The organism is Streptomyces sp. NBC_00390 (assembly GCF_036057275.1).
Taxonomy (GTDB): Bacteria; Actinomycetota; Actinomycetes; order Streptomycetales; family Streptomycetaceae; genus Streptomyces.
On the sequence record NZ_CP107945.1, the window covers coordinates 5,811,822 to 5,831,327 of the forward strand.

The 19,506-nt window shown below is 72.8% G+C and carries 14 protein-coding genes and 1 pseudogene; 6 read left to right on the plus strand and 9 right to left on the minus strand.

The features are described from left to right. Positions 1-125 precede the first annotated feature (125 nt). A pseudogene (locus OHS70_RS25550) lies at positions 126-775 on the minus strand (HAD family hydrolase). Between the two features lie 255 nt (positions 776-1,030). Between OHS70_RS25550 and OHS70_RS25555 the strand changes: the two are divergent. Next, the gene (locus tag OHS70_RS25555; protein WP_328400908.1) at positions 1,031-4,738 is read left to right on the plus strand and encodes a S8 family serine peptidase; all 3,708 of its coding nucleotides are present in this window, start codon (positions 1,031-1,033) and stop codon (positions 4,736-4,738) included. Between the two features lie 56 nt (positions 4,739-4,794). Here the strand turns inward: OHS70_RS25555 and OHS70_RS25560 are convergent, their stop codons facing one another. From OHS70_RS25560 to OHS70_RS25575, 4 genes are all read right to left on the minus strand, one after another. Further along, positions 4,795-6,615: a carboxyl transferase domain-containing protein gene (locus OHS70_RS25560; RefSeq protein WP_328400910.1), complete on the minus strand. Its 1,821-nt coding sequence runs from the start codon at positions 6,613-6,615 to the stop codon at positions 4,795-4,797. Beyond that, the gene (locus OHS70_RS25565; RefSeq protein ID WP_328400912.1) at positions 6,608-8,131 is read right to left on the minus strand and encodes an acyl-CoA synthetase; all 1,524 of its coding nucleotides are present in this window, start codon (positions 8,129-8,131) and stop codon (positions 6,608-6,610) included. The genes OHS70_RS25560 and OHS70_RS25565 overlap by 8 nt, the downstream gene beginning before the upstream one ends. A gap of 260 nt (positions 8,132-8,391) precedes the next feature. Then, the gene (locus OHS70_RS25570) at positions 8,392-9,579 is read right to left on the minus strand and encodes an MFS transporter (RefSeq protein ID WP_328400914.1); all 1,188 of its coding nucleotides are present in this window, start codon (positions 9,577-9,579) and stop codon (positions 8,392-8,394) included. Positions 9,580-9,642: 63 nt separating this feature from the next. After that, on the minus strand, positions 9,643-10,524 hold the full coding sequence (locus OHS70_RS25575) for a hypothetical protein (RefSeq protein ID WP_328400916.1): 882 nt from the start codon (positions 10,522-10,524) through the stop codon (positions 9,643-9,645). Between the two features lie 69 nt (positions 10,525-10,593). Here OHS70_RS25575 and OHS70_RS25580 point away from each other — a divergent pair, with 69 nt between their 5' ends. After that, positions 10,594-11,034, plus strand: coding sequence for an Lrp/AsnC family transcriptional regulator (locus OHS70_RS25580; RefSeq protein ID WP_328400917.1), 441 nt, complete (start codon positions 10,594-10,596; stop codon positions 11,032-11,034). An 85-nt stretch (positions 11,035-11,119) separates the two neighbouring features. Here the strand turns inward: OHS70_RS25580 and OHS70_RS25585 are convergent, their stop codons facing one another. Both OHS70_RS25585 and OHS70_RS25590 read right to left on the minus strand, forming a co-directional pair. Beyond that, entirely contained in the window at positions 11,120-12,190 is a 1,071-nt protein-coding gene (locus OHS70_RS25585; protein WP_328400919.1) for a rod shape-determining protein, read from the minus strand. Positions 12,191-12,313: 123 nt separating this feature from the next. After that, on the minus strand, positions 12,314-12,883 hold the full coding sequence (locus OHS70_RS25590) for a hypothetical protein (RefSeq protein ID WP_328400921.1): 570 nt from the start codon (positions 12,881-12,883) through the stop codon (positions 12,314-12,316). 131 nt (positions 12,884-13,014) lie between these two features. Here OHS70_RS25590 and OHS70_RS25595 point away from each other — a divergent pair, with 131 nt between their 5' ends. Continuing rightward, positions 13,015-13,761, plus strand: a complete 747-nt coding sequence (locus tag OHS70_RS25595; protein WP_328400923.1) for an SCO2400 family protein — start codon at positions 13,015-13,017, stop codon at positions 13,759-13,761. Between the two features lie 91 nt (positions 13,762-13,852). On the opposite strand, the gene OHS70_RS25600 is transcribed toward OHS70_RS25595, so the two are convergent. Continuing rightward, a complete protein-coding gene (locus OHS70_RS25600) occupies positions 13,853-14,293 on the minus strand; it encodes a MarR family winged helix-turn-helix transcriptional regulator (RefSeq protein WP_328400925.1) in 441 nt (146 codons plus the stop codon). 91 nt (positions 14,294-14,384) lie between these two features. Here OHS70_RS25600 and OHS70_RS25605 point away from each other — a divergent pair, with 91 nt between their 5' ends. Both OHS70_RS25605 and OHS70_RS25610 read left to right on the plus strand, forming a co-directional pair. After that, a complete protein-coding gene (locus OHS70_RS25605) occupies positions 14,385-15,404 on the plus strand; it encodes an NADP-dependent oxidoreductase (protein ID WP_328400926.1) in 1,020 nt (339 codons plus the stop codon). A 66-nt stretch (positions 15,405-15,470) separates the two neighbouring features. After that, a complete protein-coding gene (locus tag OHS70_RS25610; RefSeq protein WP_328400928.1) occupies positions 15,471-15,899 on the plus strand; it encodes an organic hydroperoxide resistance protein in 429 nt (142 codons plus the stop codon). A 71-nt stretch (positions 15,900-15,970) separates the two neighbouring features. On the opposite strand, the gene OHS70_RS25615 is transcribed toward OHS70_RS25610, so the two are convergent. After that, complete coding sequence (locus OHS70_RS25615) at positions 15,971-18,523, minus strand: M14 family zinc carboxypeptidase (protein ID WP_328400930.1); 2,553 nt, start codon at positions 18,521-18,523, stop codon at positions 15,971-15,973. Positions 18,524-18,712: 189 nt separating this feature from the next. Between OHS70_RS25615 and OHS70_RS25620 the strand changes: the two genes are divergently transcribed. Next, complete coding sequence (locus OHS70_RS25620; RefSeq protein WP_328400932.1) at positions 18,713-19,501, plus strand: EI24 domain-containing protein; 789 nt, start codon at positions 18,713-18,715, stop codon at positions 19,499-19,501. The last annotated feature ends 5 nt before the right edge of the window (positions 19,502-19,506 follow it).

Below are 19,506 nucleotides of genomic sequence, written 5' to 3' on the forward strand. Positions count from 1 at the left end.
CGTGGATTGCCTGCTGCTGCCAAGCTAGGCGGCGCACCGGCCGATCGCCCGTCGAACGGCCCGCGAACACGCCGCAACGTCCGCCCGGCCGGTCGGCAGCCGGCCCGCACAGGTGCCGGGACGGTTCACGACCGCGCGATGAGGCCGGGCAGTGCGCTCATGTCGTGGAAGACGACCGTGCGGTCTCCTTCGAGCAGCTCGGGCCGGGTCGGTCCGCCGGCATACCCGAGTGCCCGCATACCCGCGGCCCGCGCGGCCTGGACACCGGGGCGGCTGTCCTCCACCACCACGCAAGCAGCCGGGTCGGTGTTCATCTGCCGCGCGGCATGGAGGAAGAGATCCGGAGCCGGCTTGCCGCGCGCGACGTCGGCCGCACTGTGGATGCGGCCCCTGAAGCGCTCGTACAGACCGGTACGGCCCAGAGTATGGCGCATCTTCTCGTGGGAGCCGCTGAGGCGACGCATGTGGGCACAGCGATCGCATCGAGTGCCCCGGGCAGTCCGTCGACGGGAGTCAGCCCCTCCTCGACCCCCTCTGCGTGGAGCTCCTCGAACCGCTCTCCTCAGACGGCTGCCGTCTCATGGCCGAGCCGGGCGGCTACCTGCTCGAGGATCGCCGCGTGGGAGCGCCCGATGAAACGCTCGACGACCTCCTCCTCGGTGAGCGGCCAGCCGAGCTCCGCCCCCAGCGCGATCTGTACGCGCGAGGCTATGCGTTCGCTGTCCACCAGCACGCCGTCGCAGTCGAAGATGACTAGTTCAACCGGTCTGATCATCCCTGCAGGACAGGGACTTGGGCGCGAAGCGCACGAAGCGGAATGCGGCGGCACGTGAGCCCGGACGCCGCCGCAGGGTGTCGTCGCCCGCCCGCCGCCCAGTGCGTCACCGATCCGTCTCCGCGCCCATGGCGGGAGGCCGCCATGGCAGCTATCCGCCAACAACTCCCATGCCTCAAGCAACTTGTGAGCACCCAGACTCTTCGCAGCGCCCGGAGCCACCCCCTTCACCGGGCGTCACAGGGAGAGACATCCATGACCAGAGCAACCACGAGGCGCAGGGCCCGGCTGATGGCAGCCGGGCTCTCGCTCGTACTGCTCCCGGCCGGGCAGGCCGTCGCCGCCGGCGCGGATCGCGCGGCGGCCGGGAACACCGCCCCCGCGACCGCCGCCGCCCGGGCAGCGCACACCGTCACGCTGGTGACCGGGGACAAGGTGACCGTCACCGACCTCGGCGCGGGCCGGAAGACGGTGGCCGTGGAGCGGCCCAAGGGCGCGAGTGGCGCCGTCCGGAGCGAGATCTCCGGCGGTCGCGTCACCGTCGTGCCGGACGAGGCCCGGCCGTATCTGCGCTCCGGCATCCTCGACGAGCGGCTCTTCGACGTCACCGGGCTGATCGAGCAGGGGCTCGACGGCAAGGACGGGCTCCCGCTCATCGTGTCGTACGCCAAGGGCACGCAGGGCGCGGCCCCGCGCACCCGCGGCGCCCAGCCCACCCGCTCGCTGCCCAGCATCAACGCCATGGCGGTCGAGGCGGCGGCGTCCGGCGAGTTCTGGCGCACGGTCACCTCCGGCGCGGCGAAGTCCCGGTCCGCGTTCTCCGCCGGGGTCGGCAAGGTCTGGCTGGACGGCCGGGTCGAGGCGGCCATGGCCGCCTCCAACGCCCAGATCGGCACCCCGAAGGCGTGGGAGGCCGGCCTGACCGGCAAGGGCGTCACGGTCGCCGTCCTCGACACCGGGGTCGACGCCGGACACCCCGACCTCGCGGGCCGGATATCCGCGTCGAAGAGCTTCATCGAGGGACAGGAGGTCGCCGACCGCGACGGGCACGGCACCCATGTCACCTCCACCGTCGGCGGCAGCGGGGCAGCCTCGGACGGCAAGGAGAAGGGCGTCGCCCCGGGTGCCGACCTCGCTGTCGGCAAGGTGCTCAGCGACGAGGGCTCCGGCAGCGAGTCGCAGATCATCGCCGGCATGGAGTGGGCCGCCAAGGACATCGACGCCAAGATCGTGTCGATGAGCCTCGGTTCGCAGCAGGGCAGCGACGGCACCGACCCGATGGCGCAGGCCGTCAACACCCTGTCCGCCGAGACCGGTGCGCTCTTCGTCGTCGCCGCGGGGAACAGCGGCTACCCCGGCTCCATCGGCTCGCCCGGCGCCGCCGACTCCGCGCTGACCATCGGCGCCGTCGACGCGGCCGACGAGCCCGCCTACTTCACCAGCCAGGGCCCGCGCCTCGGCGACAACGCCCTCAAGCCGGATCTGTCCGCGCCCGGTGTCGGCATCCTCGCCGCCCGCTCCACACTGGCGCCGGGCGAAGGCACGTACACGACGATGAGCGGCACCTCGATGGCCACCCCGCATGTCGCGGGCGTCGCCGCGCTGCTCGCCGAGAAGCACCCGGACTGGAGCGGACAGCAGCTCAAGGACGCGCTGATGTCCACGTCCGAGCAGCTCGGCGCGGACGCGTACACGATCGGCGCGGGCCGCGTCGACGTCCCGGCCGCCGTCGACGCGACGCTCACCGCGACCGGCAGCGCCGACCTCGGCTTCTACGCCTGGCCGTACGAGGAGAACCAGCCCGTCACCCGCACGGTGACGTACTCCAACCACTCCGACGCCGCCGTGACGCTGGACCTCGCCGTCGAGGGCGTGCCCGCCGGTGCCGTGACGCTCGCCGACAGCTCGCTCACCGTGCCCGCCCACGGCACTGCGCGGACGAAGGTCACCGGCGACGGCTCGAAGGCCCCGGTCGGCACCACCTCCGGCCGGATCACCGCCACCGCGGGCGGCAAGGCCGTCGCCCACACGGCGGTCGGTCTGGTCAAGGAGGAGGAGCGGTACAACCTCACCGTCCGCGTCCTGGACCGCGACGGAGCACCCACCGCCGCCTTCCTCGGCGTGCAGCGGCTCGCCGAGGGACACGACCCCTTCCCGGCCGCCGTCGGCGACTCGGGCACCCTCGAACTGCGGCTGCCCCCGGGCACGTACACGGTCGACACCTTCCTCGACGTGCACGGCAGCAACGGGAAGGACTCGCTGGGCCTCGGTTTCCTGACCGACCCCGAGATCGTCCTCGACCGGGACCGTGAGATCACCCTCGACGGGCGTGAGCTGCGCGAGATCCGCGCGGACGTCGACCGCCGCACCGAGACCCGCCAGCTGCTGATGGAGTTCAGCCGCACCGCGGGCGGCGCCGCGTACGGCGGCGTCGTGCAGGTGCCGCCGAAGTACGACAGCGTCTTCGCGGCGCCCACCCGCAAGCCCGCCACGGGCACCTTCGAGTACCGGACCGTCTGGAGGCTCGGCAAGCCCGTGCTCGACGTCACCGCCGACGGCCGGCGCCTCGGCGAGGCCGTCGTCCAGTCGGGAACGGCCGTCCTCGACGGGAGCGAGCGCCTCGGCGTCGTGGACGCGGGCGAGGGCGCGCCGGCCGACTACACGGGCAAGGACGTGCGCGGCAAGGCCGTCGTCGTACGGCGCACGGACGCGATCAGCGCCGCGAAGCTCGCGCAGAACGCGCAGGACGCGGGCGCGAAGGCGCTGTTCGTCACCGATGACGCGCCGGGCCGGCTGATGGCCTGGTTCGGCACCGAGACCTGGGAGGAGCGCCCGCTCCATGTCGCCACCGTCAATGCGGCGGACGGCGCCCGGCTGATCGGGACGGCAAGTCGGCACGGCAGCCTGAAGCTGACCGGCACCCGGTACACGCCCTACGTCTACGACCTGTCCGAGGGCCACCCCGGCGCCGTACCGGACCGCGACCTCACCTACCGGCCGGGCAAGCGCGAACTGGCGGTGATCGACGCCAGGTTCCATGCGGCGAAGCCGGCCGACGGGGGCGAGTTCCGCTACTCGATCACCGACACCTTCCCGATCGGCTTCGGCTTCCAGGAGAAGATCGCGTTCCCGGTGGAGCGGACCGACCACGTCAGCACGGCCCCCGGGCAGCGCTGGCACGAGTCGATGAGCAACGGTCCGGGCGCCGTCGAGCAGCGCAGCGGCCTCGTGGACCACCGGGGCGGAAGCCGCCTCGAGCTCAACTGGTTCAAGCCCGTGCTGCACCCGTGGCTCGGCACCGGCCTCGGCTGGGGCCAGCAGCGCAGCGGCAACAACCTGCGGTTCAACACCCCTGGCTGGGGCGACTCGGGACCGGACCACACCGGCTTCGGCGATGTGTGGAACGACAGCTCGATGACCCAGTTCACCGAGGTGTACGTGGACGGCGAGCGAGTCGACCGCAAGATGAGCTCGGCTGCCTACGTCTGGGACGCCGACCCGGCCGAGAAGACGTACAAGGTCGTCACGGACACCACGCTCGACCCCGAGCGCTGGGAGCTCTCCACGAAGGGCCACGCGGAGTGGACGGTACGGTCCGCCGAGACCCCGGCCGACCGGATGACGTTCCTGCCGATGCTGAACCTCGGCTTCGACGTGGACACGGATCTGCACGGTGATGTGCGAGCCGGAAGCCGTCTGGAGCTCGGGATCTTCTCCGAGTACGTCAAGGGCGCGGCCTCCACCGGGAAGATCACCGGTGGGGCGCTGGAGGTGTCCTTCGACGACGGCGCGACGTGGGCGAAGGTCGAACTCGACGGCGCCCGCGGCAGGTCCGCCGCCTGGGAGGGCTCGGTCCGCGTCCCGGCGGGCGCGCAGTACATCTCCCTGCGGGCATCGGCCGCCGATGACAAGGGCGGCTCGGTGAAGCAGGAGCTGATCCGCGCGGTCGGTGTGAAGAAGTAGGAACGGGCGAAGACGAAGGGCCCGGTACCGCCGTACCGGGCCCTTCGTCATGCCTCTCAGACGGCGGCCGGTCCCACCACCCCGCGTACGACGCCGAGTTCGACCAGGTCCTGCGGTCGCAGCCGCAGCTGGTCCGCCGTGCGGGGCACCTCGGCGGGGTCGCGCTTGAGGATCGCGGCGGCGAGCTCCGGAGCGATGACGGAGAAGTAACTGTCGGGCGTGGCCCAGGTGTTGCCCGGCGCGGCGAGCGCGAGCGCGCCGCCTGAGCCGCCCTCGCCGATGAGCAGGCTGGTCAGCGGAGTACGGGCCGCTGCCATCGCCGCGAACAGCTCGGCGATCGCGGCACCCGCGCCCGCGTGCTCGGCCGCGGCGTCATTGGCCGCTCCCGGGGTGTCGATGAGCGTGAGCACAGGGATCCCCAGACGGTCGGCGAGCCGCACCACGCGCGCGGCCGTGCGGTATCCGGCGGGCAGGGTCGGGGTGCCGCACTGCGCGACGAACGCGACCGGGCGTCCGTCCCGCACTCCGACACCGCACAGCACGCCGGGGTCGACGCCCCCTGACCGGTCCCCGCGCAGCGGCTCCCGACGTGTGAAGTACGCCTCCAGATACGCCCCGGCCCGCGCCCGCCCCGGCTCGCGCGCCTGCCGCACGGCGTCCCAGCCGGTCGCCGGCAGCGCCGCAGCCCCGAGCGCGTGCGGAGGGGGCACGGGTTGGACACGAGGCGCGCCCCGCCCGGCGTCCGGGGCCTGCGGGCAGTCGGCGCCCGGTGCCGAACCAGCCTCCGCCTCACCCGGGCGGTTCGGCCCATGTGCCGATGCGTCACCGGGCGCGGGAGCCTCCTCGGGCGAGGAGCCATCGGCGGGACCATGCCCGACGCGGGGTGCGCCCGGCCGGCCGCCGGCCGGGGCAGCGGCCTCGGCCTCCGTCCCGCCTGGTGGCGAACCGACCTCGCCCGTCTCGCCGCCGCCGGCGGGCAGAAGGCTCGCCCGGCCCGGGCGGTCGGGTCGGGATGCCGGCCGTGCGCCGCCGGGGGCGGGAGCGTCTCCGGGCGCAGAACCATCGGCCGGCCGGCCGATGGGGCCAGTCGTACCGGTGTCGCTGTCGCCCGCGTCGGCCTCCGGCCCGCCCGGCGGTCCGTGCCTGCCACCGGGCACGGGCTCGGCACGGGACGCGTCCGCCGCAGTGCGGTCCTGGCCGGCCGCAGGGCCCAGTGCCGTCACCCAGAACTCCACCGTCGCCCGCAGCTCCTGCGGCCGCACGATCGCGTCGATCTGGCCCGCCGCCAGCTGGCCCTCCGCCGTGTACGCCGCCGGGTCCGCGTCAGCGGGGCGGACACGGGAGCCGGCGAAGCCGACCTGGGCGCCGGGAAGCGCCAGGACGACGTCCGCTCCCGCGCCCAGCGTCGCCCAGCCGCCGCCCGTCGTCGGATCGCGCAGCACCGCGATGTGTGCCACGCCCGCCTCGCGCAGCAGCACGGACGCGCGGGCCACCCGCTGCAGCTGGGTCAGGGCCACCATGCCCTCCTGCATCCGGCTGCCGCCTGTGGCGATCAACGAGACCAGCGGCAGCCGCCGTTCGCGCGCAAGGGCGTACGCCGCCTCCAGACGGTCCCCGGCCCGCCGGCTCAACGAGCCGCCCAGGAAGCCGAACTCGAAGGCGATCACCACACAGCGGCGGCCGTCGCCGAGTGTCGCCTCACCGTGGACGACGGACTCCGGCGAGCCCGTGCGCCGTGCCGCGCGGTCGCGGGAGGCTCCGTACCCGTCCCAGCCGATCGGTCCCTCGCCCACCTCCGGCAGCTGAGCCGTGTGGTGCTCCGTGAAGTCGTCGCAGATCAGCGCTATCGCCTCGCGCGCACTCGCCCGTTCAGCCATGAAGTGCCCGTTTCATGATCTTGCCCATGTCGTTGCGCGGCAGCACATCGAGGAAGCGCACCTCGCGCGGCCGCTTGTGCGGGGCGAGCTGGGACGCCACATGAGCCGTCAGATCCCCGGCCGACGGCGGCGCCTGGGGATCGGCCGCCACGATCCAGGCCACCACCCGTTCGCCCAGATCCGGGTCCGGCTCGCCCGTCACCGCCGCCTCGCGCACGCCCGGGTGGTCCAGGAGCACGTTCTCGATCTCCCCGGCGCCGATCTTGTAGCCGCCGCTCTTGATCAGATCCGTGGCCTTGCGGCCGACGATCCGCACCTGGCCGTCCGCGTCGCGCACGGCCATGTCCCCGGTGCGGAACCAGTCCCCGTCGAAGGCTGCGGCCGTCGCGTCGGGACGGTTCAGATACTCCGTGAACACGTTCTCGCCGCGCACCTGGATCTCGCCGATCGTCTCCCCGTCCAGCGCGGTGATCTCCGTGCCGTCCTCCTCCACCAGCCGCAGCGACACCCCGCGCAGCGGCACCCCGACCGTGCCCGGCCGGGCCTCGCCGTCCACGCGGACGCTGGTGTTCATCAGCGTCTCGGTCATGCCGTACCGCTCGATGACCCGGCGGCCGGTCGCCGCGGCGATCCGCTCGTGGTCGGGCAGCGGCAGGGCGGCCGAGCCCGACACCAGCAGGCGCGCGCCCGCCAGGGCCTTGGCGAGCTCCGGGTCGTCGTCCAGCGCTTCGGCCAGCCGGTGGTACATCGTCGGTACGCCGAAGAGCATCGTCCCGCCGCCGGTGAGCTCCCGCCTCACCCCCTCGGGTGTGAACCGGCCCAGATGCCGCACCTGACCGCCGCGGCGCAGGGGACCGAGGATGCCCAGGATCAGGCCGTGCACATGGAACAGCGGCAGGCCGTGCACGAGTACGTCGTCGGCACTCCACTGCCACGCGTCCTGCAGTGCGTCCAGTGTCGTCGCGATCGCCCGGCGCGGCAGCACGGCACCCTTGGGCGGGCCCGTGGTCCCCGACGTGTAGACGATCAGCGCGGGGGAGTCCGGGCCGGCCTCCGGCGGCAGCGGCGTCGCGGTAACCCCGGACACCGGGATGTCGACACGCTCCAGGGCTTCCAGCGCCGCGGGCAGCTCGTCGTCGGGCCCGGCCAGCACCGCGAACGGGGCGCTGTCGGCGACGATGTGCGCCAGCTCCCGCTCACCGGTCCGCGGATTCAGCGGCACGACCGGCACGCCGGCCAGCAGCGCCGCCACGGCACCGACCGCGGTCTCCAGCGTCGGCGCGGCCCACAGAGCGACCCTCCCCGGGGCCGCGTCCGGGCGGAGCCCCGTCCCTGGCCCGGCCGCCGCGATCCGGCCCGCGAGCGCGCCCGCCGCCTCGGCCAGTTCCCGGTAGGTGAGGGCGCGTTCCCCGAAGCGCAGGGCGACCTTCCCCGGGTCCTTCGCCGGGGCGAGGCCCGTCTCCCTGCGCCCGGAGCCAGGGGCGGCGCTGTCCAGTGCCGGAAAGAGGGAACCCACTCGTCGTCCTCCTTGAGTCGCGTGCTCGTGGACCGTCTCCGGTCATTCTGGCTCCCTCGCAAGGGGGAGAAGCCGGAAGCCTCCGGTCCGTCTGCGGGCCGATGTGCCGAGGCCACCGGTCCGGCACCATCGTGTCCTGCGGGGGAGACACGGGGGCAACGGGGGAGAGAACGGGGGAGCGGCGGCGTGCCCCGCCGTCCGGACGTAAGGCACGGCCGACGCGTCCGGGCGGCGGGGGCCCGTGCGTGGGCGCGGCCGGCTCAGGCCGTCGGTCTGATGTTCCGCATCCGCCCGTACGCGTAGACACATCCCGCCAGTGCCAGGTCCGACAGCAGCATGAAGCCGATGGAGTACGAGCCCTGCGTGCTGTAGATGGCGCCCATCACCAGCGGTGGCACGAACCCGCCGAGTCCGCCCATCGCTCCGACGATGCCGGTCACGCTGCCGACCTGCGGTTGCGGCGTCACCTGGGCGACGAGGGCGAAGACGCTGCCGCTCGCCGTACCGAGCCCGGCGGCCATGCACAGCAGCGCGATGGTGCCACCCGGGTACAGCGGGGGGTCGAAGGCCTGCACGATCGCCCACAGCGCCGCGAAGCCCAGCGCGGCGGTGGTCACCAGGGCCGGGTGGATCCGGTCGGACGCCCAGCCGCCGATCGGCCGGAACACGACGGTCATCAGGGCGAACCCGGCGGCCTTGGTACCGGCGTCGGTCGCACCCAGCTCGTACCAGGTCTTCAGATACGTCGGCAGGTAGACGCCGAACGCGACGATGCCGCCGAACCCGATCGCGTAGAGGGAGGACAGCTCCCATGTCACGCGCAGCCGTGCCGCCTGCCCCAGCCGGTGCCCGAGTGACGCCGTGGGCACCGGCCGGTCGGGCCGGTCGGTGATCGTTACGGCGGCGAGCGCGGCGAACACGGCGAGCGCGATCGCCACGATGACGGACGGCAGGTTGTCGCCGCGCTCGGCGATCCGGGGCGTGAAGAAGCCCGACAGGGCCACACCGCCCATGCCCATGCCGAAGACGCCGATCGCGAAGCCGCGTCTGACGGGCGGAAACCACGAGTTGACCAGCGGAACCCCGATGGCGAACGTCGTGCCGCCGAGACCGAGCAGAAACCCCACGACGAGCATGGCGGCGTAGGAGTCCCTCGCCGGGATCAGCAGCAGCACGGGCACGATCGTGAGCGCGGACACCAGCGGGAACATCAGCTTCGCGCCGTACCTGTCGGTCAGCGCGCCCGCCGGGATCCGGCCCAGCGACCCGACGAGCACCGGCACCGCGACGAGCAACGACTGCTGGAACGAGGTCAGTTCGAGCCGTTCCTTGTAGTCGCCGCTCAGCGGTGCGATCAGGTTCCAGGCCCAGAAGGTGAGCGTGAACCCGACGGTGGCCGTGATCAGATTGCGGTACGCGGCGGCGGAGGGCTTCGCGACGGTGCTCACACGGCCAGTCAAGGTGTCGAGGGGTCGCGGAGCGCGCCGGACTGCTCCGTACGAGCGGACCGGTCAGGGCAGCGGCAGCGCGAGGTTCACGGCGTACACGGCGACCAGTCCGTACCCGAGGCGGAAGGTCCAGGCGCGGGCCCGGTCCGGGATCCGGGCCCCCGCGAGCCCGCTCGCCCCCACGAGCAGCTGCTGCCACGCCATCGAGGCGATGAGCACCCCGGCGACGAACACGGCACCGGCGGCGCCCCCGCGCAGCGTCGCGCCCTGGGCGGTGGTGAGGGCGGCGAAGTAGAGGGCGGTGGTGGGGTTGACGAGCGTGAGCGCGGCGAACCGCACGAACGTGCGCCCGGGGGTGCCGACCCGGCCGGGGTGGCCCTGCACGCCGTCCGCCCGCGCACCGCGCCGACGTGCTGCCCCGACGGCGTCGCGGGCCGACGGACGGGTCTTCGCCCCGGCCGCGGGGGCCGGGTGTGACACCGGGAGGGGGGCGGCGCCGGTGGCCGGCGGCGGCGTGCCGCCGGCAAGGCGTGGCTGTGGCGGGTGCGGATCCGTGGCCTCGCTCGGGGCCGCGGATCCGCGTGGCCCCGGGTCGGCGACCGTACGCACGGCGGGGTGCGCGGCGCGGTCCCGGTCGGCGCCCGGCCTGCGCACGCCTCGGGAGGCCAGCAGGCCGTGGACGGCGATCACCGCCAGGATCAGCGCCGACACCAGGCGGACCCATGCTTCGACCCCCGACAGGGCGGCGGCGACCAGCGGGCCGAGGGCCGTGGCCAGCGCCGCGTACGCCATGTCGACACATGCCACCGCCGCCGCCCCGGCCATCGCGCCGCGGCGGTCGCGCATCGCCTCCTGGACGAGCAGAACGCCTATCGCCCCCATCGGCATCGCCACACCCAGGCCGGCGATGGCCCCCGCCGTTGCTGTCGTCCAGATATCCGTCATGGGCACACTGTCGGACCGCGGCCGCCGCTCACGCGGCCGGATTACGGCCGGGACTGCGACAATCGCGGCATGGACAGCCTCGACAGTGAAATCCTCGGCGTGCTGCGTGAGGATGCGCGGATCTCCTACCGTGACCTCGGCGTCCGTGTCGGCCTCAGTGCCAACGCCGCCGCCGACCGCGTGCGCCGGATGCGCCGCGACGGCGTGATCCGCGGCTTCACCACCCTGGTCGACCCCACGGCGGAATCCCGCGCCGGTCTTGTCGTCTTCATCGACATCACCCTGCGCCTCGACACCACCAACGAGGAGTTCGAACGGGTCGTGCTCAAACTGCCGGGCATCACCGAAGTCGTCCACGTCACCGGAGCGCACGACTATCTCGTCCGGGCCCGGGCAGCCGATCCCACCGAGCTGGACACGCTGCTGCGCACCCTCAAGCGCGAGGCCGGCGTCGCCCAGTCCAGCACCCGGATCGCGCTGCGGGCCGCCACCGGGGGGCCTGCCGGATGACCGTCGTGTCCTGCTCCCAGCCCTCCCCGACGCCGTCGTCCGTGACCGTCAGCCGCACCGCGTCCCGCCCGAGCCGGTCATCGCCTCACTCGGCGTCGGCGAGCGGATCGGCGGTGTCGGCCTCGGCGAGAGGATCGAAGACGAGCGGACGGATCTGACCGTCCAGCATCGCGCCGAGGCCCAGCACGGCGCAGGTGTCCGGTCGGTCGGCGATATTCACCGGCATGCCCGTCGCTTCGCGCAGCATCTGGTCCAGGCCCGGCAGCAGCGCGCTTCCGCCGACCATCACGATGCCGCGGTCGACCAGATCGGCGACCAGGTCGGGCGGGCAGTCCCGCAGCACCTTGCCGATGCCGTCGAGCACGGAGGTCAGCGGGGTGTGGATGGCATCCCGTACCGCGGCGGTGTCCACCGTGACCGAACGGGCGAGGCCGGTGGCCACGTCCCGGCCATGGATCTCGGTCGAGGCGGGACCGTGGGGGGTCAGGCCGTTCCCGCTCAGGGCCAGCTGGAGCGGGCGTACGGACTGGCTGGGCAGCATCAGCTCGTGCTGGTGGCGCAGATGCTGGATCACCGCGTGGTCGATGGCGTTGCCGCCGATGGGGATCCGCGTGGCCGTGACGATCGACCCGAGGGAGAGCACCGCGACCTGGGTGGTCGCCGCCCCGCACATCATGATCATGGTCGCGGTGGGCTGTTCAACCGGCAGCCCGCAGCCTACGGCCGCGGCGATCAGCGTGTCGACCAGCTCCACCCGGCGTGCACCGAGGCCCACCAGGGTCTCCACGGTGGCGCGCTGGGCGAGCGGGTCGCTGTCGTGCGGGGTGCTCGCGGCGGCGCGCAGCCGTGGCCTGCGGCGCAGCTGCCTACGGAGCTTCTCGCCGAGCAGATGGCGCAGCATCCGCTGGGCCATCTCGATGTCGACGACGGTACCGCCGGCGACCGGCCGGGCCACCCGGATGTAGTGCGGCGTGCGGCCCGTCATCTTCTCGGCGAGCGCGCCGACCGCGATCAGCGCACCGGTGCGGGTGTTCACGGCGGCGACGCTGGGCTCGTCCACGACAAGGCCGAGACCCTTGACGAAGACCCGGGTGCGGGCGGCCCCCATATCGACGGCGACATGGCAACGGCGCAACTGATCAAGGCTGACGGTCACGGCAGGTCCTCCCGAGAGCGGTACTTGTACGCATTGTCCGATTACCGCAGGAGTTGTGCGCGTCGAGTTGCGCCGCCCGGGGGGCGGGACCTGACGCTCCGCCAGATCCGCTGTGCTGCCCGGTCAGCCGTCCTGGAGGAGTCGTTGGAGCAGCCCCCAGGTGAATTCCGCGACCCGCTCCCCGCCGTCGGGGAGGGTGAAGGCCAGCCGCCATCTGGTCGGTGCCGAGCCCTCCAGCGGACGGGCCGGCGGGAAGGCCCGGGCCACCTCGTCCACGGTGCACGACCAGGGCGTCAGATCGCCGGCCGTACGCAGTTCGGGCCCGGGCGCCCCCGGCGCCCTCACCAGCCATTCGTTCCACACCGCTCCGGAGTCCGGTGCCGTCAGCACCTCGAAGCGCAGATCGGGCCAGAGCGGCAGCCGCCACAGCAGCGCATCGCACTCCAGATCGCCGATCCGCCTGCGGGCGACCTGCTCGGGGTCGCCCAGGACCGATCGGTAGCGGGTCAGCGCGCCGCGGCTGCGCGGCGAGTGTCGCATCGCCTGCCAGCGGCGGTTGGCCTCGCGCTGGTCGGCGAGCGAGGCGCCGAGCTCCCGCCGGGCGTCCTCGGCGAGACCGGGCTGGAAGTCGGCCATCCGGCGCAGCAGCACCAGCTGGAAGTCGAGCGGACCGAAGGGTGCGGCAGGGGTCATGGCAGACATCCTGCCCCTCGCGCAACGTCAACCAGGGCGACGGGACTCGCCGCGGAAGTGAAGATTCCTCACAGGATCCACACAAGGTGCCCAACATCTCGTACCCCGCGGGCGCATAGCCTGCGGGCGCCATGGATTACTGCCACCCCTGCGGACGGCACCTCAACGGCGCCCTGGCCTGTGCCGGGTGCGGTACACCTGTCGAGGAGCTGCGCCACTTCAGCCCCACCGCGGCCGAAGGGGACCACGTCTACGAACTGGACGTGGTGTCCGAGCCCGCGGTGCCCCGGCGTGCGCGGCGGCAGCAGCCGGCGCAGCGCCGAGAGGCGCCCTCGGGCCGCAAGGCCACCAGGGCGCGCCGTGCGCGCAAGCGGCGCGGGCGCAACGTGGTGCTCGGTACGTTCGGGCTGGCGCTGGCGGCCGGGGCGCTGAGCCTGGCCGAACTGGCCACCGAGAAGGGCGGCTCCGACGGAGCGGCGACCTCCGTGCGGGACAAGCCGGTGGTCGAGTCGGAGGTGCCGGAGCCCACCGAGAGCGACGACGCGCCGGAACTGCCGGCCGGGGTGGAAGAGCCCGCGGTCACCTCCTCCGGCTCCCCGCGCCCCGCCACGTCCGCCACGGGCACGGGCAGGAGCGGCAAGCGTTCGGGCGGCCCGGGCAAGGGGGCGGGCACGCTGCCCTCCGCGTCCGAGTCGGCAGGCGGCGGCCCGTCGCCGTCCTCCTCCGCGGACCCCTCGCCCGGCGAAGGGTCCCCCGGTTCCACTGCCGACCCCTCGCAGGGTCCGGGTGATCCCGCGCCTCCGGGCCAGGAGCCCCCGCCCCCGCCGGAACCGACTCCCACGGAGACGTGCGAGCCGTTCCTGTGGTGGTGCATCTGAGAGCTGTCCCGCAGAAGTGTGCGGGACGGCAGGGGTGTGCGGGGCGGCGGTCCGACGCCGTACGACGGACTCCGGGGCGGGCAGGGCCGCGCTACCCGGTGCCCGGATCCTCGCCCAGCATCCGCTTGAGCAGGTCCCGCAGCGCCGTGCGCTCGTCGGTGGACAGCTCGGCCAGCGGTTCGCGCGCGAAGCCCAGTGAATCCCGCAGCCGATGCGCCGTGTCACGGCCCTCTTCGGTGGCCGCGGCGATCTTCACCCGGCGGTCGGCCGGGTCGGGGCGGCGTTCGACCAGGCCGCGGATCTCCAGCCGGTCCACGATGCCGGTGATGTTCGACGGTTCGCACTTCAGCTTCTGGGCTATCCGGCGCATGGGTGTGGGCTCCAGGGACAGCAGTCCCAGCACGCGCGCCTGGGCCCCGGTGAGGGAGTGCGCGGCCGCGGCCCGCTCGTACTCGTCGTAGTAGCGGGCCACCACGGCACCGATGAGCTCGACGACCTCGAGGGTCAGGGGATCTGTTCGCTGGCTGGCCATGGACAACAGAGTACCCAGTTACTTGACAACATGAAATATTCAGGAGCATGGTTGTTTCAGGTAATGAAGCTTTACGAGGAGGAACCGCACCATGTCCGCACTTCCCGCAACTGGCCGTGAATGGCACCTTGTCGCCCGCCCGCACGGCTGGCCCAAGGCCGAGGACGTCGCACTGCGTGAGGTTCCGGTCGCCGCGCCGGGCGAGGGGCGCATCCTGGTGCGCAACCACTACTTCTCGGTCGACCCGTACATGCGCGGCCGGATGAACGACGTCAAGTCGTACGTCCCGCCGTTCCAGCTCGACCAGCCCATGGACGGCGGCGCCGTCGGCGAGGTCATCGCCTCCGAGGCCGAGGGCTTCGAGGTCGGCGACCATGTCCTGCACGGTCTCGGCTGGCGCGAGTACGCGAACGTGCCCGCCAAGCACGCCACCAAGGTCGCCCCCTCGCTCGCCCCGCTCTCCGCGTACCTCGGCGTGCTCGGCATGACCGGCCTCACCGCCTACGCGGGCCTGTTCGACGTGGCCTCCTTCAAGGAGGGCGACGCCGTCTTCGTCTCCGGCGCGGCAGGCGCGGTGGGCAGCCAGGTCGGCCAGATGGCCAAGCTCCGCGGCGCCTCGCGCGTCATCGGTTCCGCCGGCTCCGACGAGAAGGTCAAGCTCCTCGTCGAGGAGTACGGCTTCGACGCAGCGTTCAACTACAAGAGCGGCCCCGTGGCCCAGCAGCTGAAGGACGCCGCCCCCGACGGCATCGACGTCTACTTCGACAACGTGGGCGGCGACCACCTCGAGGCGGCCATCTCCTCGCTCAACGTCCACGGCCGGGCCACCATCTGCGGCATGATCGCCCAGTACAACGCCACGGAGCCGAGCCCCGCCCCGCGCAACCTCGCCCTTGTCATCGGCAAGCGGCTGCGTCTGCAGGGCATGCTCGTCGGCGACCACGCGGCGCTCCAGGCGCAGTTCGTCCAGGACGTGGCCGGCTGGATCCGCTCAGGCGAGCTCAAGTACGACGAGACCGTCGTCGAGGGCATGGAGCACGGCTTCGACGCGTTCCTCGGTCTGCTGCGCGGTGAGAACACCGGAAAGATGATCGTTTCGCTCACCCGCTAGGCTCGCAGGCAGGCCGTCGCGATCGTGGGCGCGAGTCGCGGCGTCACCCCAGGAGGAACACGCAGTATGTCCATCCAAGCCATAGACGTCCTCTACACCGCTGTCGCCACCGCGGAGAACGGCCGTGACGGGCGCGTCGCCACCGACGACGGCATGCTCGACGTCGTCGTCGCGGCGCCCAAGGAGCTCGGCGGCAACGGCACCGGCACCAACCCGGAGCAGCTGTTCGCCGCCGGCTACAGCGCCTGCTTCCAGGGCGCGCTCGGTGTCGTCGCCCGCCAGGAGAAGGCCGACATCTCCGGTTCGACGGTGACCGCGTCGGTCGGCATCGGCAAGAACGGCAACGGCGGCTTCGGCCTGGAGGTCGCGATCAGCGTCTCCGTTCCGAACGTCGACGCGGCCACGGCTCAGGCGCTCGTGGACAAGGCCCACCAGGTCTGCCCGTACTCCAACGCCACGCGCGGCAACATCAAGGTCGAGCTTTCCGTCGTCTGACCAGCGGCACGCTTCGGCCGAGGGCCGCATCCCCGCAGGGGGATGCGGCCCTCGGTCCTTTGGGCTTGCCGCTATCCGACCAGCGCCCGGCCGATCTGCGCGAACACCCCCTTGGGGTGGGCGCGGAAGAGCGGCTCCGTGCCGAACAGCACCACAGAAGCGCCCGCCCGGGAGACACCGCTGACGACCGACGCCTTGCCGGCCGCGGCCGACGGACCGCCCGTGCCGTCCTCGTCCGCCCGCCAGTGGCCCGCGACCAGCGGGTTCCCCGTGGCGTACGACTGCTCGACGCGTACACCGGCGCCGAGGCCGGTGAACCAGCGCGGCGCGTACACAAAGGTGTGCGGCAGGGACCCGGCCGTGATCCGCGCACCCGGCGGATTGACCACCCGGACCACGCCGTTGGCGTCCCCGTTGCCCGCCACCGGCGTCACCTTCAGCAGCCCCGCCGCCGTGTTGAACGCCGCTCCCTGCTCCCCGAGCGCCACCACGCGACCCTTGCCGCCCGTCAGGAACGCGTCGAGCGCGCTGCGCGCCTGATCACCGAGTCCGGCGTGATCCAGCCCGCTGGACACGTACAGGGCCCCGAAGCCCGACCAGTCGAAGCCCGCGTTGAGCGTGGCCGTCGTCACCGGTGTCACGTCGAAGCCCATCTCGCGCAGCGCGAACAGCTCACCGGAGGTCACCGCGGCAGCCACCTTCGTCCGCCGCAGTGTGGTCGTCCCCTCGGCCCTCGTGGCAGGGAACGCGACCCCGAGCCGGTCCGCGAGCACCCGCGCCGCACCCCGGGCAGAACCGGGCACCACCGCCGAGCCGTCCGCCGCGCCCCGCACCCGGACTCCTTGCGCGAGCAGGGAGTTGAGTGCGGCGAGCTCCTTGGGATCGTCCAGGCGCAGCCGCAGGTCACCGAAGGGGGCGACGTACCCGGTCGCCGATGCCGCGTGGACCGTGCGCGTCGGTACCCGGGGCGTGCCCGAGTCCGCCCGGTCCACGCGCGCACCCCACAGCAGCCCGAGGCTCCAGCCCGAGATGTCGTACATCGTGGAGACGTCCGCGCTGATGTCACGGCCGGCGTCGAGGATCACATTCGCGAGCCCCCGCTTGGGCTGGCGCATGTCGACGATGTACGAACCGGCCGCATAGCGGCGGCCCGCGAGCGAGAAGCCCGTGCGCGCCCGCTCCACGCGTACGTCGTTGGCGACCAGGTGGTCCACCAGCCGGGCCGCCGCCGTCGCGCTGCGCTGACCCCTGCCCGCCGGGATCACATACGCCCGCGGGAAGGTGGTCGTGTACACATCCTCCGGGCCGATGCCCGGCACCCCGGGCACCGTCTCCTTCGACACCGGCCGCTGTGCCTCACCCGCCGCTCCGCGCCGGAAGGTCTCTATCTGGTCGGCGATCACAGAAGTGCGGTGGGTGTACGTGTAGTCGAGCGTCGCCCGCATCGCCGCGCCCGCGACAGCGGTGTTGACGGCTGCCCGGCGGCGCAGCTCGTCCACGGGCAGCGTGGTGTACGCGCTGTTGTTGACGGCCATCGGGAACTCGATCGTGTGCGAGGCCACCGCGCCCTGGAACGGCATGTACTGCGGAGTGAAGACGGGCGGCCAGTCGTCCCAGCCCTCCTGCTCGTCCCGGAAGGGGATCACGGCGGGCCGCACGCCGTCCTTGTCCGGGGTGTAGCCGAGTCCGTTGACGGCCTTCTCCATACCCAGCGCGTTGGCGTACGCGTTCTTCAGGAAGAGGTCGTACTCGTAGTTCTCGCCGTGCGGCGGGGTCGTCGGCTCGATCAGCGTGCCGTTGACGTATCCGTGCAGGTCCAGCATCACGGCCGGCTGCTTGTCGATGGCGATCCGCCGGATGGCGCGCGCCTCGGGCTGGGTCGCGGTGATGAAGTCGCGGTTGAGGTCGAAGCCGTTCGCGTTGGCGCGGGTGCCCGCGATCCGGCCGTCCGGATTGGCCGTCACATTGAGATGGACACGGCTCGTGCCGAGCAGCGCGGCGGTCCTCGCGTCCTTCGCCTTCGCCAGGTCCTCGATGAGCTTCAGGGCAGCATCCGTGCCCTCCCACTCGTTGCCGTGGATGTTGTTGTTGATGAAGACGGGCGTCTTGTACGCGGCCTTGATCCGACGGTCCCCGGCAGCGGCGGCGGGCTCGTTCTCGATCCGTTCCCGCATCCGCTCCTGCTCACGTGCCTGCGCGGCGCTCTCCGGCGCGGTGACGGTGACCAGATACAGCTCGTGCCCGCCGGCCGAGTGCCCGGCGACCTCCACGCTGACCCGGTCGCCGAGACGCTGCAGGGCGTTGAGCCGCGGCGCGAGCGAGTGGTACGGCGCCAGTCCGAGCTTGATCGACTTGTCTGCGGGGTTCACCGGCGGAACCGTGAGCGTGGTCCGGCGCGGGTATCCGCGGTCCTTGCCCAGCTCGGGGGCCCGCGCGGTGAGCGCGTGGGTGGTGGCTGCCAGGGGTGCTCCGGCGGCCTCGGTGTCGCGCCCGCTCCCGTCGCGTACGGGATGCGGGCTGTCGCGGCCGGACGCGCCGGTGAGCGCGTTCGCCGGCGCGGCTACGAGCAGCAGCGCACCGGCGAGCGCGGCGACGGCAGCGGATGCGGGACGGGGAATCCCCATGTGGACGACCTCCGTGGACGGTGAGGCGGTGCGGCGGCGGACGGCTCGGGCAAACGATCAGCCCTGCACGGTCTATCGCGTCAACTCCCCGGCAACAAGAGGTCCTTCGGCCGCGCACCGCTGCCGCCCTCCGGCCTGGGCCGAACGGGCGGCGCGCCGGTGCGCGGACGCCCGGATAGGGTGGGTGACATGCGTGATCTCGGGGTGGGTTTCGGCTATCTGATGAAGGGCCAGCGCTGGGTCGGCCGGCACGGCCGGTGGTTCGGCTTCGGGCTGCTGCCCGGACTGGTGACCCTGGTGCTGTATGCCGCGGCGCTCGTCGGGCTCGCCCACGGCGCCGACGACTTCACCGCCTGGGCCACGCCGTTCGCCGACGACTGGTCCTCCCCGTGGCAGGGCCTCGTGCGCGGCACGCTGACCGCCTTCGTCTTCGGCTTCGGGCTGTTCCTCGCCGTGATCACCTTCACCGCGGTGACGCTCCTGATCGGCCAGCCCTTCTACGAGTCGCTCTCCGAGCACGTCGACCGTACCGAGGGCGGTGACGTCCCCGAGTCCGGACTGCCGCTCTGGCGTGAGCTGTGGATCTCCGCGCGGGACTCCCTGCGGGTGGTGCTGCGCGTCGCGATGTACGGCGTAGTGCTCTTCGCGCTCGGTTTCATCCCGGTCGTCGGCCAGACCGTGATACCGGTCATCGGCTTCTGCGTCTCCGGGTTCTTCCTCGCCGAGGAGCTCACGGCCGTCGCCCTCCAGCGCCGCGGCATCGAACTGAAGGACCGCCTCGCGCTGCTGCGCGGCAGGCGGCTGATGACCCTCGGCTTCGGGGTGCCGCTCGTCGTCGCCTTCCTGGTGCCCGTCGTCGCCGTGTTCCTGATGCCGGGGGCGGTTGCGGGGGCGACGCTGATGGCGCGGGACCTGGTCGCGCCGGAGCCGGCGCCCGACGACCGGGCCCCGGCTCCGTACACCTTCGACAAGGGCTGACGGTC

Excerpts from the sequence above, each read along its gene's own strand:
- OHS70_RS25555 (WP_328400908.1), top strand. The coding sequence starts at position 1,031 with ATGACCAGAGCAACCACGAGGCGCAGGGCCCGGCTGATGGCAGCCGGG.
- OHS70_RS25560 (WP_328400910.1), bottom strand. The coding sequence starts at position 6,615 with ATGGCTGAACGGGCGAGTGCGCGCGAGGCGATAGCGCTGATCTGCGAC.
- OHS70_RS25575 (WP_328400916.1), bottom strand. The coding sequence starts at position 10,524 with ATGACGGATATCTGGACGACAGCAACGGCGGGGGCCATCGCCGGCCTG.
- OHS70_RS25580 (WP_328400917.1), top strand. The coding sequence starts at position 10,594 with ATGGACAGCCTCGACAGTGAAATCCTCGGCGTGCTGCGTGAGGATGCG.
- OHS70_RS25590 (WP_328400921.1), bottom strand. The coding sequence starts at position 12,883 with ATGACCCCTGCCGCACCCTTCGGTCCGCTCGACTTCCAGCTGGTGCTG.
- OHS70_RS25595 (WP_328400923.1), top strand. The coding sequence starts at position 13,015 with ATGGATTACTGCCACCCCTGCGGACGGCACCTCAACGGCGCCCTGGCC.
- OHS70_RS25600 (WP_328400925.1), bottom strand. The coding sequence starts at position 14,293 with ATGGCCAGCCAGCGAACAGATCCCCTGACCCTCGAGGTCGTCGAGCTC.
- OHS70_RS25605 (WP_328400926.1), top strand. The coding sequence starts at position 14,385 with ATGTCCGCACTTCCCGCAACTGGCCGTGAATGGCACCTTGTCGCCCGC.
- OHS70_RS25610 (WP_328400928.1), top strand. The coding sequence starts at position 15,471 with ATGTCCATCCAAGCCATAGACGTCCTCTACACCGCTGTCGCCACCGCG.
- OHS70_RS25615 (WP_328400930.1), bottom strand. The coding sequence starts at position 18,523 with ATGGGGATTCCCCGTCCCGCATCCGCTGCCGTCGCCGCGCTCGCCGGT.
- OHS70_RS25620 (WP_328400932.1), top strand. The coding sequence starts at position 18,713 with ATGCGTGATCTCGGGGTGGGTTTCGGCTATCTGATGAAGGGCCAGCGC.